Genomic DNA, 14,760 nt, shown 5'->3' with positions numbered 1-14,760 from the left:
TTCGCATATTGCGCGCATGGCTTTCGCTCCCTTCGTTCCGCTGCGCGTCCTTTCCTCCTACTCGATGCTCGAAGGGGCGATCGACCCCAAGGGCATTGCCAAGCTTGCCAGGGAACGCGGCTTTCCCGCGATCGCGATTGCCGACCGCAACGGGCTCTACGGCGCGGTCATGTTCGCCAAGGCGTGCAAGGACGAAGGCGTGCAGCCGATCATCGGCACGCTGCTGGGCGTGGCACGCGAGGCCGAGCATGGCGGCGGCGGGGATCTGCCGCCGGTCGACTACCTCCCGCTCTATGCGCAGAACGAGGAAGGCTACGACAACCTCTGCCATCTGGTCAGCAAGGCGCATCTCGAACGCCCGCTCGAGCTTGATCCGCATATCAGGCTGGCCGATCTACAGGGACGGACCGACGGCCTGATTGCGCTGACCGGGGCGAGCGAAGGCGGGGTGACGAAGCTGCTCGCCGAACAGCAACACAGGCATGCTGAAGCGGTGCTGGCCGAACTCGAACGTTTGTTTCCTGGCCGTCTGTATGTGGAACTGGCGCGGCGTCACAATCCGGTGGAGGAAGCCGCCGAACATGCGCTGGTCGATCTCGCATATGCGCGCGATCTGCCGCTGGTGGCGACCAATCCCGCGAATTTCGCCGAACCGCACATGAGCGAGGCGCATGACGCGATGCTCTGCATTGCCGCTTCCACCCATGTCGATAACGAGGACCGCGCGCGCTCCAATCCGGACGCCTGGGTCAAGTCGGCCAAGATGATGGAGGAATTGTTCGACGATCTGCCCGAGGCGACCGCGAACACTCTCGTCATCGCGCAGCGGACTGCGTTCGCACCGCCATATCGCGATCCCATCCTGCCGAGCCTTGCCGGCGATCTCGAGGGCGAGGCGAGGGCGCTGGCACAGGATTCGCGCAAGGGCCTAGACCTGCGTCTTGCGCCCTATGGCGAGCTGAGCGCCGACGAGCGCAAGATATACGACGACCGGCTCGAGTACGAGATCGGGATCATCAACCAGATGGGCTTCCCCGGCTACTTCCTGATCGTTGCCGATTTCATCAAATGGGCGAAGGACAACGGCATCCCGGTCGGGCCGGGGCGCGGGTCCGGCGCCGGCAGCCTCGTCGCCTGGGCACTGACGATCACGGATCTCGATCCGATCAGGCTGGGCCTGCTGTTCGAGCGATTCCTCAATCCCGAGCGTGTTTCGATGCCGGACTTCGACATCGACTTCTGCGAAACGCGCCGCGGCGAAGTGATCCGGTACGTGCAGGCCAAGTACGGCAGCGATCACGTCGCCCAGATCATTACGTTCGGTAAGCTCAAGGCCCGTGCCGTGCTGCGCGATTGCGGTCGCATCCTGCAGATGAGCTACGGCCACGTGGACCGGCTGTGCAAAATGGTGCCGAACCATCCGACCGATCCGTGGACCCTGCCGCGCGCGCTGAACGGCGTGGCCGAGTTCAAGCGCGAATACGACAACGACAACGAGGTCAGGCGGCTGATCGACCTCGCGATGCAGCTTGAGGGGTTCCCGCGCAACAGCTCGACCCACGCCGCCGGCGTGGTGATCGGCGATCGCCCGCTCGACCAGCTGGTCCCGCTTTATCGCGATCCGCGATCGGACATCCCGGTCACCCAGTTCGACATGAAGCACGTCGAGAGCTCGGGCTTGGTCAAGTTCGACTTCCTCGGCCTGAAGACGCTGTCTGTCCTGCGCAAGGCCGTCGACCTGCTCGAGGCGCGCGGGGTTTCGATCGATCTCGATCGCTTGCCGCTCGACGATGCGACCGTCTACGACCTGATGAAATCGGGCAATACCGTCGGCGTGTTCCAGCTGGAATCGGAAGGAATGCGGCGCACGCTGACCGCGGTGAAGCCCACCAAGTTCGAAGACATCATCGCGCTCGTCTCGCTCTATCGGCCGGGTCCTATGGACAACATCCCGCTGTTCGGAAAACGCAAGGCGGGCGAGGTCGCGATCGAGTATCCGCACCCGAGGCTCGAGGGTATCCTCGCCGAGACCTACGGTATTTTCGTCTACCAGGAACAGGTGATGCAGGCCGCGCAGATACTCGCCGGCTATTCGCTCGGCGATGCCGACCTGTTGCGCCGCGCGATGGGCAAGAAGGTTCAGGCCGAAATGGACGCGCAGCGCCAGCGCTTCGTCGATGGCTGCAAGGAAGTTTCGGGGATCGACAGGAAGCAGGCGAACGAGCTGTTCGACTTGATCGACAAGTTCGCCGGCTACGGTTTCAACAAGAGCCACGCGGCCGCCTACGCGCTCCTTGCCTACCAGACAGCCTGGCTCAAGACGCATTACCCGCACGAATTCTACGCCGCGTCGATGTGCTTCGACATGCACCAGTCGGAAAAGCTCGCCATCTTCGTCGACGATGCACGGCGCTATCCGGTCGCGCAGGGCGGACCCGTGGAAATCGCGCCGCCGGACGTGAACGCCTCGCGTTCCGATTTCACGGTCGAGGAAACCGACCATGGGCTGGCGGTACGCTACGCCCTTGCCGGGATCCGCAATGTCGGGGGCAAGGCGATGGAGGCGATCGTCGCCGAGCGCGAAAGCAACGGCGCTTTCACTAGCCTGCAGGATTTCTTCGAGCGGTTGCCCAAGGGATCAATGAACTCGCGCCAGCTCGAAGGGCTGATCTGCGCAGGAGCGCTCGATTCCATCGACGAGAACCGCGCCAGGCTCTTCGCCAATATCGACCATCTGCTTGCGGTCGCCGACCATGCCGAGCGTGAGCGGTCGAGCGGACAGGCGGGGCTGTTCTTTTCCGAGGAAAAGCAGGAAGACACGTTGCGGCTGACCGACGCCGAACCCTGGTCGCGCGCCGAGAAGATGGCGAAGGAGCGCGAGAACTTCGGCTTCTATTTCTCCGCCCACCCGGTCCAGCAGTTCCGCGCGGTCGCCTCGGCCAATGGCGCGCGCAGCTTCGCATCGCTGATGGAAGGCGGCGCGCCGGCCGGCAGCCGCACGCCCGCGGTCATGGCTGCGATGGTCGAGAACGTCCGGCGCGAAAAGACCCGGCGCGGCAAGGATTTCGTGCGCGCCGATTTCTCCGACAACACCGGGCAGTTCAGCGCTGCGTGTTTCGAGGAAGGCATGGTCGAAAAGTTCGAACAATGGGCGGCGGACGGCACCTGCATCCTGCTCAACGTCGAACTCGACAGCCCGAGCGCCGATGAACCGCCCCGGATCACGGTACGCGGCGGGCGTCCGCTATCCGAGGTGACCAGCAGCGCGCGGATGCTGCTCAAGATGGACGTGCTGTCGCCGCTGGCCGTTGCAGAGGTCGCCAGCGTGCTGGAACCGGGCGCGCCCGGGCAGGGCGAGGTCATGCTCTGCCTCAAGACAGGTAACGGCGAAGAGCCCACCGTCCGGCTCGGTCGCAACTTCCGGCTCGATGGCGAAGTCGCGGAACGCTTGGCAAACATCGAAGGCCTTGCCAATGTGGCGCTGACCACGCGGCGGGGAAGCGAGCATTTGCGCCTCGTCGCATAGAACAGGCCTGACAATCGGGCGAAGGAGAGGACGCTTGAACAAACTGGGTGCCATGCAGGACTGGACCATGGGTGTTACGCATGTGATCGACCACGCCGCGCGCGAGGCCGGCAATCGCGAGATCGTGTCGCGCTGGGCCGATGGCAGCGAAACCCGCACGACCTGGAGCGGGATCCGCACGGATGCGCTGAAGATGGCTCAGGCGCTGCAAGCGCTTGGTCTCGGCAAGGGCGACAAGGTTGCCAGCCTTGCCATGAACCATTCGCGACATCTGGTCAGCTGGTACGGCGTTGCAGGGATGGGCGGGGTGCTTCACACCGTCAATCCGCGCCTGTTCGACGACCAGCTCGAGTACATCGTCAATCACGCCGAGGACAAGGTCCTGTGCTATGACGCCGCTTTCCAGTCGATCGTCGACCGGATGCGCGACAAGTGGACCACGGTCGAACATTACATCTGCTACGATTCCGGTGAGCACTCGCCATCGTTCGAGGACTGGATCGGCGAGCAGGACGGCGATTTCGAGTGGGTCACCGGCGAGGAAACCGAGCCGTGCATGATCTGCTATACCAGCGGCACGACCGGTAATCCCAAGGGCGTACAGTACGAGCACCGCTCCACGGTGCTGCACGCGATGGCGGGTCTGCAGCCGTCCTCGTTCAATTTCAGCTCTTCGTCGGTGATGCTCCCGGTGGTGCCGATGTTCCACGCGGCAAGCTGGGGCCTGCCCTATGCCGGCGCCATGGCGGGCATCAAGTTCGTCTTTTCCGCCGTCAACGAGCCCGCAGTTCTCCACGAACTGATGATGCGCGAAGGCGTGACCGACAGCGCCGGCGTTCCGACGGTGTGGCTCGCGCATTTCCAGTATTGCGATAAGGAAGGCATCGACCTGCCGCCGCTCAAGGCCGCCACGATCGGCGGGTCGGCCTGCCCGCGCTTCATGATCGAGCGGCTGATGAGGAACGGGACCCGCGTGCAGCACGCATGGGGCATGACCGAAACTTCGCCCATCGGCACGGTCGGTGGCCCGACCTGGGACTGGGACCAGCTCACTTTCGAAGAGAAGGTCGACAAGACCGCGATGCAGGGTCGCCCTGTCTTCGGAGTCGAATTGCGCGTCGTCGATCTTGACGACATGACCACGCCGCTGCCGCGCGACGGCAAGACTTCGGGCGCGCTGCAGGTGCGCGGGCCGTGGGTCATCAAGCGCTATTTCAAGGCGGAAGAGGACGCGACCAACGCGGACGGCTGGTTCGACACGGGCGACGTCGGGATCATCCATCCCGACGGCACCCTGCAACTGACCGATCGCACGAAGGACGTGATAAAGTCGGGCGGCGAATGGATCAGCTCGGTCGAGCTCGAGAACGCCGCCGTTGGCCATCCGGGAGTTGCCGAGGCCGCGGCAGTCGGCATGTATCATCCCAAGTGGGACGAACGGCCGGTGCTGTTCGTGGTCAAGAAGGAAGGCCAGGAGATCGACGCCGAGAGCGTGATCGCATTCCTGTCGGACAAGGTCGCCAAGTGGTGGTTGCCCGACGCGGTCGAATTCGTCGACGATATCCCGCACACCGCCACCGGCAAGATCTCCAAGAAGGATCTGCGGGACCGGTTCTCCGACTATAAGCTGGCGGACGCCTGAGCGATGGCCGAATTCTACATCGATCCGACGCCTGAAGGTTTCCAGGCTTTCAAGGAACTCCCGCGCGACGAGCCGATCCACATGCTCAATCTGCTGCGCTACCGCGAGCAGGCCGAGTATCCCGCCGGACACGAACATCATGGAAAGGGCTGGAGCGGTCGGCGGGCCTACGAGGAATACGGCAAGACCAGCGGGCCCATTTTCCGCCGGGTCGGCGGATCGATTGTCTGGCGCGGAACCTTCGAGGCTATGGTCACCGGACCTTCGGACAAGCATTGGGACGACGGCTTCGTCGCGCAGTACCCCGGGTCGGCGGCATTCTTCGAGATGATCAAGGACCCGGAATACCAGCTGGCGGTGGTCAACCGGACCGCTGCACTGGTCGACAGCCGCCTAATGCGCTTCAAGCCGGGCGAGGGCGGCGACGGTTTCGGGTGAGCAGTACGCTTCGCATCCGGTCAGCCCTTGCGACCGATGCGCCCGCCATCACCGCGATCTACGCCCATCACGTGGTGAACGGCACCGCGACTTTCGATACGGAGCCGCCGTCGGAGGCATTCTGGCGAGAGAAGATCAGCCATATTCTCGATCGCGGTTGGCCGTATCTCGTTGCGGAACAGGCCGACGAACTCGTCGGGTATGCCTACGCGACGCAATTTCGCGACCGCGCAGCCTATTCCCATACTTGCGAAGACAGCATTTACGTGGCGCCCGGGCGAGGCGGAGCAGGAATCGGGACGCAGTTGCTGGACGCACTCGCTGATGCGGCAGCATCGGCAGGTTTCCAGCAAATGATCGGCGTGATCGGAGGTGGGGAGCCCGCCAGCGTGGCGCTCCACCGCAAATGCGGTTTCGTCGAGGCGGGCCGCATGCGCGAAGTCGGTTACAAGTTCGGCCGGCTGCTCGACACCGTCTACATGCAGAGGGACCTGCGCGGTTGAACGCTATCCATCGGTCGGGATGACGATCCGGTCGGCGCTCGGATCATAGCGGATGTTGACCCCCAGATCGCGTAGCTGGGTGAAGCTGAGGTATTCGTCGGACGAGGCGGTGCGGACTCTCTCCGCCTTGGCGGCATCCTGCCCTTCGATCAGCGAGGCGACCTGTCCGCGATTGGCGAAAATCTGCGCTGCCCCGTCGATCCGGATTGCGAGTTTGCCGCCACTGCTTCCGCCGATCGCCACGGGCTTGTCGACCGCGATCGCGCGCGAGGACTGCGCGCCACCCTGCAGGTCGAAGTCGATCTTGAGCATCCCGTCCCTGCCGGGCTTCGGGATCGGCCTGGCCTCCGGCCTTGCTGCCGTGCGGACAGGCTCGCTTCCGAAAGCGCGTTCGAAGGCGCCGGGGTCCGGGTTCAGGATATCGAGCGCGGGGGGCGTCGTGCCGTTCTCGTCGGCTTGCGCCAGCGCATCCGACACCAGTTCGACATTCTCGCCCAGCAGGACCGGCGGAGGCCGGTTGGCGATCGTCACCAGGGCTTCTGGAAGGATCAGACGTACCGGATAGCCATCCGGATCGGCTTGCATGGCCCGGGTGCGGATGATCGTATCGGTAATGAGGCCCGCCAGCGCGAGGCCGATCAGCCCGAACGTAAACACGGCCAGCCCGCGCCCTGCGGGATCGCGAACCTCCTCGTCGTCGTCGATGTCTCGGCTTGTTGCCCGGCTCAGCACTTTGCGGATCCCCACAATCCTGTCAGCCGCCTTGTACCATAGCGGCGGCCCGTGACCAGTAGGCTGGCGAATACTCGTGTCAGATCAGGACCAGCTGCCCATCGCTCGATGGCCGGCGGAACCTGGAACAGTCCAATTCCAACCGGACTTTGCGCAGGCCGGCGCGTTTCTGCGCCAGCATGAAGCGCGCCCGGAAAAGTTCGGCCCAGACACCGGTCGGGCGAAGCCGGCTGAAGAACTGCGGGTCGTTGTCGCGGCCGTTGCGGATCGAGCGGACGATGCTCATCACCTTTCCTGCACGTTCGGGGAAATGGACGGCGAGCCATTCGCGGAACAGCGGCGCGACTTCGTGGGGAAGGCGCAGCGGTATCCAGCCGACGGAGCCGACGCCGATTTCCCCGGCGCGTGCCACGATCCCCTCCATGAACTCGTCGGTTATCGCTGGAATGACCGGCGCGACCGAGCAATGCGAGGGGATCCCCGCTTGCGCCAGTTTCTCCAGAGCTGTCAATCGCTTTTCGGGGGAACTTGCGCGCGGTTCCAGCTTGCCTGAGAGTACCGGGTCGAGCGTCGTCACTGAAATCGCCACCGCCACGAGATCGTGCTCCGCCATCTCGGTCAACAGGTCGAGATCTCGCAACACCCGGTCCGATTTCGTCGTGATCGTCACCGGATGGCGGGTTTCGAGGCAGATCTCCAGGAGCTTGCGCGTAATCGCGTAGCGACCCTCTATCGGCTGATAAGGATCGGTGTTCGTCCCCATAGCGATCGGGGCAGGCCTATATTTCGGGCGCGCCAGCGTCTCGAGCAGCAGGCGAGGTGCATCGGGCTTGGCGAAGAGCTTCGTCTCGAAGTCGAGGCCCGGCGAGAGGTCGTGGTACGCATGGGTCGGGCGGGCAAAGCAATAGACGCATCCGTGCTCGCAACCACGATAAGCGTTGATCGAACGATCGAAGAATATGTCCGGCGACTGGTTGAAGCTGATGATTGTCTTGGGACGCTCTTCGGTCACGGTGGTCCGGAGGTTGACCGGTGGCCCGTCGAGCAATGCCACGTGGTCCCGCCAGTCACCGTCGACCTGCCGATCGGCCAGCCCGAAGCGCTGGGGAACCGCACCCGACTGGGCGCCGCGGCCCTTTACACGATGTACTGGCTCCGACTCCGACATGGACGGAACATACGGAGAACAAACTTCCGGCGCAAGAAGGAGAAAGCGCCTAGGTTTCCTTCAGGCGGGGCATCAGTTCGACGAAGTTGCACGGACGATTGCGGCTATCGAGTTGCTCGTCGAGGATGTTGTCCCAGCCGTCCTTGACCGCACCGTTCGATCCTGGAAGTGCGAAGATGTAGGTTCCGCCGGCCAGCACCGCGAGCGCGCGGCTTTGAACCGTGCTGGTGCCGATGGTGTTGAAGCTGACCCAGCGGAACAGTTCGCCGAAGCCGGGAATGTCTTTGTCCTTTATGCGGTCGAGCGCTTCGGGCGTTACGTCGCGCCCGGTCAACCCGGTTCCGCCTGTCGAAACGATCGCGTCGATCTGGGGATCGGCGATCCAGCGATAGAGATGTTCGACCAGCGCGTCCGCATCGTCGCGGACGATGGCGCGGGCCGCGAGATTGTGGCCCTTGTCGGTAACGCGCCGGGCGAGGATGTCGCCGGATGTGTCGTCGGCTTCGGTCCGCGTGTCCGAGACGGTCAGCACGGCGATATTGATGGGCTTGAAAGTCCGGCTTTCGTCGATCGCCATCAGTAACGGGCCTCCATCGTGCGACGGTTGCTGTCGGTTGCACGCGGGAACAGGGGCCAGGCATTGCCGGCCAGTGCCTTGCGGCTGTCCGATTCCAGCGCGGCCTGGCGCTGATACATCCAGTAATTGCGCATCACGATGGCAACGTAGCTGCGCGTTTCCCAGTAGGGGATCGATTCCATGTAGAGCAGCGGATCGTTCTGGTCGCGTACCTCGCTGTTCCAGCGGGTGATCGGGGTGAGGCCCGCGTTGTAGGCGGCCATGATCTTCGGGAGCTTGCCTTGGGTCGCGCCGGAATCTCTTAGCATTTCAAGGTTCTGCTGGCCGAATGCGAGATTGATACGAGGATCGTCGAGATCGTCGTAGGTGGCGCTGAGGCCGATGCGCGGGGCATGCTGGCGCACCGTGATCGGGGTGATCTGCATCAGGCCGCGTGCCTGGGCCGGGCTGATCGCGCTGGTCTGGAACCGCGATTCCTGCAGCGTGTGGGCAAAGGCGAGAGCGGGATCCACCCGCCAGCCATTCGCTGGCTCCCAGCTGGCGGTCGGATACCGCAGCGCCGGATCGCTCTTCGCGCCGCGAGGGGCGTTGTGGGCAAGATAGAGCTGGGTCGCCGGCAGCCCCATCGCGCGGGCCAGTCTCGAGATCTCGTCGAAATCGGAGGGATTGCCGATCTTGGCCTGGTGGCGCAGGACCTCGTCCGCAAGGCCGTCGCGGCCGATCTCCGTGAGCGCCACGGCGATCCGGATATTCTGTTCGCGAGCCAGCTGACGCCAGTCGTCACCGTCGAACCGTGTCGACACCGCTCGGTTAGGGAGGGTCTGGCCGAGCTGCTCTGCCGCCAGCATCCCGTAAAGCGTCTCGTCGTAACCGGTTGCTCGGCGCAGTTCGTCCTGCGCTTCGCCGGGCTTGCGGCAGCGGACGAGCGCCCGGCTCGCCCAGTAATGCGCCGCGGTCCGCAGTTCGACATTGTCCGAGCCAGCCGCGGCCCGCTTGAAGGAGGTCGCGGCATCGGCGCAATCGTTCATCCGCCACGCCGCAAGGCCGGCCGTCCAGTCCGCTTCCGCGACCCAAGGTCCGCTGCCCTGTAACGCGGTCTGCGCCATGGCATAAGCCGATGCGTCCTGGTTCTCGATGTAATAGCTCCACGCGACGCGCTGGCGCCATTCGGCTCGCGCCGCGCTGCTGAGCGATGCATCGATGCCATCGAGCAGCAGGCGCGCGCCGGAAGGATCGTCATTCTTGATCCGGTCTTCGATCGCCGATGCGATCTCGGCAGGCATGGTGCCGTCGTTGGTCGGCCGTGGCTTGGTCCTGAGCGGCGCGCTGCCCTGCCAGGTGAACTTGCTCGCTTCGGGAAGGTAGGGCGCCTGGGAGAGACCGCGCTTCTGTCCCAGCAGCACCATCTGCTCGGCCTGGGGCAGGTTGCGATTGTTCGCAAGCCACGCCTCGATCTGCGGCAGTTCGACCCGCGGGCTGTTTCGGTGCAGGTAGAATTCCGCGGTGGCCATGCCGGTCAGCAGGCCATCGGGGCGCTGGGCGAGCATGGCTTGCACTTCCGTCCAGCTCTGGCGATCGATCGCACCGAACAGGCTGCGATAGAACGCGCGTTCGTCTGTCGACATGACGGCGGGCACGTTCTGGTTCACCCGTACCGGCGCGGAGCCGAGCGAGGGCTGCTGCTGTGCCAGCGCAGGCGTGGCGGAAACGATTAGTCCGGCAGCCAGCGCAAGAACGGTAAGACGACCCATGTGAATTTCCCTCAATCGGCGGTCCAGTCGAGCCAGTCCTGCCACAAGCGTTGACGCCTCTTGCCTGAACGCAGCAACTCTTCGAGCCCCGCGGCGGCCAGCACCGGCACATCCCGCGTCATGCCGTGTTCGCGAGTCAGCAGGTGAGGGCCTTGCGCCATATCGTGTCCCATCAGCGGCAGGATGTTGCGTGAGAGGATCAAAAGCCGCCGTGGGGCGGCGAGCGCAACGTGATGCTTCGCCAGTTCGCCGAGGCCGCGTGCCTGCAATCCAGCCCAGTCAGGCATCGCGATGCTGCGGGGCAGGGCGCTGGCGAGGTAGATGCCGTTCTCATCGACACCCGCCGCGCGCAGGAAAGCCGCCAGCAGCTGTCCATGACGCCCTTCGAGCAAGTTCTCGCGATCCTCCGGTCCAGGCTGTGCGACCAGCACCATCAGTTCCGCACCGCCTGCCCCTCGCGGCGCAATCCGCGGACCCGTTCCTCCCGCCTCGACGCTCGGGTCATCCATCCACCATTGCCGGAAAGTGGCGAGGTCGCTCGGCCAGGCCGAAGGCTCGCCGCCGATCTGCTGCGGCTGCGCGCTGGAGTGCGCGCCCGTCTGCCCGTCGCCAATCGGCAGCGGCGGGACCGCGGGCGTCGGCGCGGGCACGGCATCTTCCCGCTCGGCCGCCGCTTCTGCCAGCCGGTCGATCGGCTCGTCGCTGAAGCCGGTGTCGACGCCCGCATCGCGCCACCAGTCGAGCGCTGCTCCCAGCTCGTCGGCAAAGCGGCTCGAGCCGTGTTTTCGGGAGTTTTCTGCCATCATGGTCGGTGGCTATGTCTTGACCTCTCAACCGCCAGCAATCAAGGCGTAGCGGCATTTTGAATCAACAAGGGACTTATCCATGAGCACCGAGACTGTCGCCGAGACGATTGAGCGTGAGTCGATGCCTTGCGACGTGGTCGTCATCGGCGGAGGCGTGGCTGGCCTTTCCGCCGCGATCCGTCTCAAGCAGATCGACGAGAACCTCGAGGTCGTGGTGCTGGAAAAAGGTTCGGAGATCGGCGCGCATATCCTGTCGGGCGCGGTCGTCGATCCGAAGGCGCTGAACGAACTGTTCCCGGAATGGCGCGACATGGGCTGCCCGATGGCGGAAACGCCGGTGACCGACAACTGGCACTGGGTGCTGACCGAGGGCAAGCAGTACTCGATGCCGCACCTCATCATGCCGCCCTTCCTCTCGAACAAGGGCTGCTACACCGGCTCGCTCGGCAACATGACCCGCTGGCTCGGCGAGCAGGCCGAAGCGCTCGGCGTGATGGTCTTCCCGGGATTTCCGGCGGCGGACGTCATCATCGGCGAAGACGGCGCGGTCGCCGGCGTCATCACCCAGGACATGGGCGTGGCGGCGGACGGCAGCCACAAACCCGATTTCCAGCCGGGCATGGAAATCCACGCCAAGTACACGCTCTTCGCCGAAGGTGCGCGCGGCAACCTGACCAAGAAGATGAAGGCGCGCTTTGACCTGGAGGCGGATTGCCAGCCGCAGATCTACGGCCTCGGCATCAAGGAGCTGTGGGACATTCCGGCCGACAAGCACGTTCCGGGGCGGGTGATCCATACCCAGGGCTGGCCCTTGTCGGAAAGCGAGAGCTGGGGCGGAGGCTTCCTGTACCACCAGGCGAACGGCCAGGTCGCGCTCGGCTTCGTTACCGCGCTCGATTACGCGAATCCCTACGTGTCGCCCTACCAGGAATTCCAGCGGTGGAAGACGCATCCGGCGATCCGCGAATATCTCGAAGGCGGCAAGCGCGTGGCCTATGGCGCGCGCGCGATCAACGAAGGCGGGTGGCAATCCGTCCCGAAGCTCGCCTTCCCGGGCGGCGCGCTGATCGGGTGTGCGGCAGGCTTCGTAAACGTACCGCGCATCAAGGGCAGCCATACCGCCATGAAGAGCGGGATGCTGGCTGCCGAAAGCGTGGCAGCGGCCATTTCCGCAGGCAAGGAGAAGACCGAGCTGATGGAATACGATTCCGCCGTCCGCTCGAGCTGGATCGCCGACGAATTGAAACTGGTCCAGAATGCCGAGCCTGCGGTGGCGAAGTTCGGCGAGGATTTCGGCACGATCGTCGCGGGGATCGACATGTGGATGCGCTATCTCAAGATCGGGCTGCCGATCGCGATGAAGCACGAGCCGGATTACGAGCACCTGCGCCGCGCGGATCTCTATTCGCCGATCGCGTATCCCAAGCCCGATGGCGAACTGACCTTCGACCGGCTGACGAACGTGGCCTTCAGCTTCACCAACCACGCCGAGGACCAGCGTAACCACCTCAAGGTCTGCGATCTGGATTTGCAGCGGGAAAGCGAGCTGGGCGAATATGCCGGCCCGTCGAACCGCTATTGCCCGGCGGGCGTGTACGAGTGGATCATCGAGGAAGGCAAGGAGCCCAAGTTCCAGATCAACTCGCAGAACTGCGTCCACTGCAAGACCTGCGACATCAAGGACCCCAACCAGAACATCGAATGGACGACGCCCGAGGGCGGCGGCGGGCCGAATTATCCGAATATGTGATCTGGCGGGATGAGCCCATACCTCAGATTGCGGTGGTGGGTGGATCGCTGTTGGGTTGGGGCATCGGGTAATAAGATTCTGGCCGCGGTCAGCATCTTACCTTTCTTGGGTGTCCCAGTCCTTGGTAGATGGTGGTTCTGGCCAGCGATGGGTTTCGCATTGGTGTGGACTTGCTTTGTCATCTGGCGCGGCGTTCGCCTCGCAAGAGCTAGCGACGCGCTTTACGATCGCCAGACGCGGCATTCGCTATCGCAGGATTACCGTCACTCCGAGAGTGCTACCAAAGCGCGGATAAGACGCCGTTTGCGGCAAGAGAGAAAGTAGCAAGGAAGTTGCGCGAAACCGCATACGCCAAGATCAACCTCGCGCTGCATGTTCGGGCGCGAAGGGGAGACGGGTATCACGAGCTGGAGACGCTGTTCGCCTTCGTCGATGCGGGGGACGAGCTGGAGGCGTCCGGCTCGGCCCAGGACGAATTGCGCGTGGTGGGCGAGTTTGCGGGAGCGCTGACCGATCCGTTCGACAATATCGTAATGCGGGCGCTGGGCGCTCTGCCGCGGCCGGGCGGGCTTGCCATCACGCTCGAGAAGAACCTGCCAGTCGCAGCGGGGCTGGGTGGCGGGTCTGCGGATGCCGGGGCGGTTTTCCGGATCGTGCGCGAACTGCATGGCCTGCCGGAAGACTGGCAGACGCGTGCAGCAAAGCTCGGCGCGGACGTCCCGGCTTGTGTCGAGAGCCGCACCTGCATCGGGCGCGGTACGGGGACCGAGCTGGAACCGGCAGACGACAGCCTCGCCGGCACGCCTGTCCTCCTCGTCAATCCGCGCATCCCTCTCGGCACCGGCCCGGTGTTCGCTGGATGGGACGGCGAGGACCTGGGGGCTATGCCGCAGGGCGATGCGCGCACCATCGCTCTTGCCGGGCGCAACGACCTCCAGGTGCCTGCCATAGCGCTCGTGCCTGAAATAGCGGAAGTCCTCGCCGCGCTGCGCGGAACTTCGCCGTTTCTCGCCCGTATGTCCGGTTCGGGCGCGACCTGCTTCGCGCTCTACGAAAACGTCGCACAGGCCGATGCGGCCGCCGAGGCGATCGCGCGCGATCAGCCGGACTGGTGGCAGATGAAAGGGAAACTCAGATGATCGACGGCTTGCCTTACCGACAGGTCGGAGAACTGGTGCCCGGGCGGATCGTCTGCGTGGCAGACCATGCATCCAACTACGTGCCCGACGGCATCGAACTGGGTGTGCCCGCCCACCTCATGAACGAGCACATCGCGCTCGACATCGGGGTCGATGGCGTAGCCGAGCGGCTCGCGCGCCGGCACGGCATTGCCGCCCACCTCGCCACCGTGAGCAGGCTGGTCTGCGACTTTCATCGCGAGGAAGATAATCCGTCGGTGGTCCCCATGTCGAGCGACGGCCACACCATTCCCGGCAATATCGGGGCCGATGTCGAAAGGCGGCTCGAACTCTATCACCGGCCCTATCACGCGGCCCTGGCCGAGTGGCTCGACGCTGCAAGGCCCGAACTGATCGTCTCGCTTCACAGTTTCACGCCCAGCCTCGAAACCAGCGACGAGGAACGGCCGTGGGAAGTCGCGCTGCTCTACAACGAACATGGCGAGGCCGCGCGGCAGGCGATCCGGCTGCTGCGCGAAGAGGGCCTGACCGTGGGCGAAAACGAGCCCTATTCGGGCAAGGAACTCAACGCGACCATGAACCGCCACGCCGAGGCGCACGGCCGCCCCTACATCGCGGTGGAGGTGCGGCAGGACCAGATCGCGAACAAGGCGCAGCAGGCCCGCTGGGCGGCCTTGCTCGCCGATATTGCCAACCGGACCGCGCTCGCGCTCAAGAGCCTGTAGCGC

General features: G+C 64.5%; 12 protein-coding genes. 7 read left to right on the top strand and 5 right to left on the bottom strand.

Going from position 1 to position 14,760, the window contains the following annotated elements:
* Positions 1 to 16: 16 nt before the first annotated feature.
* The 4 genes from dnaE to GRI48_RS02280 are packed head-to-tail and all read left to right on the top strand — an operon-like array spanning position 17 to position 6,109.
* The gene (gene dnaE, locus GRI48_RS02295; protein ID WP_160670830.1) at positions 17 to 3,526 is read left to right on the top strand and encodes a DNA polymerase III subunit alpha; all 3,510 of its coding nucleotides are present in this window, start codon (positions 17 to 19) and stop codon (positions 3,524 to 3,526) included.
* 52 nt (positions 3,527 to 3,578) lie between these two features.
* Positions 3,579 to 5,168 (top strand): long-chain fatty acid--CoA ligase, encoded by a 1,590-nt coding sequence (locus GRI48_RS02290; protein ID WP_202389240.1) that lies wholly within the window; start codon positions 3,579 to 3,581, stop codon positions 5,166 to 5,168.
* A gap of 3 nt (positions 5,169 to 5,171) precedes the next feature.
* On the top strand, positions 5,172 to 5,606 hold the full coding sequence (locus GRI48_RS02285; protein WP_160670823.1) for a DUF1330 domain-containing protein: 435 nt from the start codon (positions 5,172 to 5,174) through the stop codon (positions 5,604 to 5,606).
* Positions 5,603 to 6,109 (top strand): GNAT family N-acetyltransferase, encoded by a 507-nt coding sequence (locus tag GRI48_RS02280; protein ID WP_160670820.1) that lies wholly within the window; start codon positions 5,603 to 5,605, stop codon positions 6,107 to 6,109. Before GRI48_RS02285 ends, GRI48_RS02280 begins: the two co-directional genes overlap by 4 nt.
* Positions 6,110 to 6,112: 3 nt before the next feature.
* On the opposite strand, the gene GRI48_RS02275 is transcribed toward GRI48_RS02280, so the two are convergent.
* The 5 genes from GRI48_RS02275 to GRI48_RS02255 form a co-directional block, all read right to left on the bottom strand.
* Positions 6,113 to 6,856, bottom strand: a complete 744-nt coding sequence (locus GRI48_RS02275) for a hypothetical protein (protein ID WP_160670817.1) — start codon at positions 6,854 to 6,856, stop codon at positions 6,113 to 6,115.
* A gap of 64 nt (positions 6,857 to 6,920) precedes the next feature.
* Complete coding sequence (locus GRI48_RS02270) at positions 6,921 to 8,009, bottom strand: PA0069 family radical SAM protein (RefSeq protein ID WP_160670814.1); 1,089 nt, start codon at positions 8,007 to 8,009, stop codon at positions 6,921 to 6,923.
* Between the two features lie 49 nt (positions 8,010 to 8,058).
* Complete coding sequence (gene moaB, locus GRI48_RS02265; protein ID WP_160670811.1) at positions 8,059 to 8,586, bottom strand: molybdenum cofactor biosynthesis protein B; 528 nt, start codon at positions 8,584 to 8,586, stop codon at positions 8,059 to 8,061.
* Positions 8,586 to 10,337 carry a transglycosylase SLT domain-containing protein gene (locus GRI48_RS02260; RefSeq protein WP_160670807.1) on the bottom strand — a complete coding sequence of 584 codons (1,752 nt, stop codon included), beginning with the start codon at positions 10,335 to 10,337 and terminating at the stop codon, positions 8,586 to 8,588. The genes moaB and GRI48_RS02260 overlap by 1 nt, the downstream gene beginning before the upstream one ends.
* Before the next feature lie 11 nt (positions 10,338 to 10,348).
* Positions 10,349 to 11,143 carry a uracil-DNA glycosylase family protein gene (locus tag GRI48_RS02255; RefSeq protein ID WP_160670804.1) on the bottom strand — a complete coding sequence of 265 codons (795 nt, stop codon included), beginning with the start codon at positions 11,141 to 11,143 and terminating at the stop codon, positions 10,349 to 10,351.
* Positions 11,144 to 11,222: 79 nt separating this feature from the next.
* On the opposite strand from GRI48_RS02255, the gene GRI48_RS02250 reads away from it, so the two are divergent.
* The 3 genes from GRI48_RS02250 (at position 11,223) to GRI48_RS02240 (ending at position 14,757) form a co-directional block, all read left to right on the top strand.
* A complete protein-coding gene (locus GRI48_RS02250; protein ID WP_237451694.1) occupies positions 11,223 to 12,893 on the top strand; it encodes an electron transfer flavoprotein-ubiquinone oxidoreductase in 1,671 nt (556 codons plus the stop codon).
* Between the two features lie 248 nt (positions 12,894 to 13,141).
* On the top strand, positions 13,142 to 14,032 hold the full coding sequence (locus GRI48_RS02245) for a 4-(cytidine 5'-diphospho)-2-C-methyl-D-erythritol kinase (protein ID WP_337190806.1): 891 nt from the start codon (positions 13,142 to 13,144) through the stop codon (positions 14,030 to 14,032).
* Positions 14,029 to 14,757 carry an N-formylglutamate amidohydrolase gene (locus tag GRI48_RS02240; protein WP_160670798.1) on the top strand — a complete coding sequence of 243 codons (729 nt, stop codon included), beginning with the start codon at positions 14,029 to 14,031 and terminating at the stop codon, positions 14,755 to 14,757. Before GRI48_RS02245 ends, GRI48_RS02240 begins: the two co-directional genes overlap by 4 nt.
* Positions 14,758 to 14,760: the final 3 nt, after the last annotated feature.

This window comes from Qipengyuania oceanensis, assembly GCF_009827535.1.
Taxonomy (GTDB): domain Bacteria; phylum Pseudomonadota; class Alphaproteobacteria; order Sphingomonadales; family Sphingomonadaceae; genus Qipengyuania_C; species Qipengyuania_C oceanensis.
The sequence above is the reverse complement of the archived record's forward strand: the minus strand, read 5'-3'. Positions and strand labels throughout refer to the sequence as shown.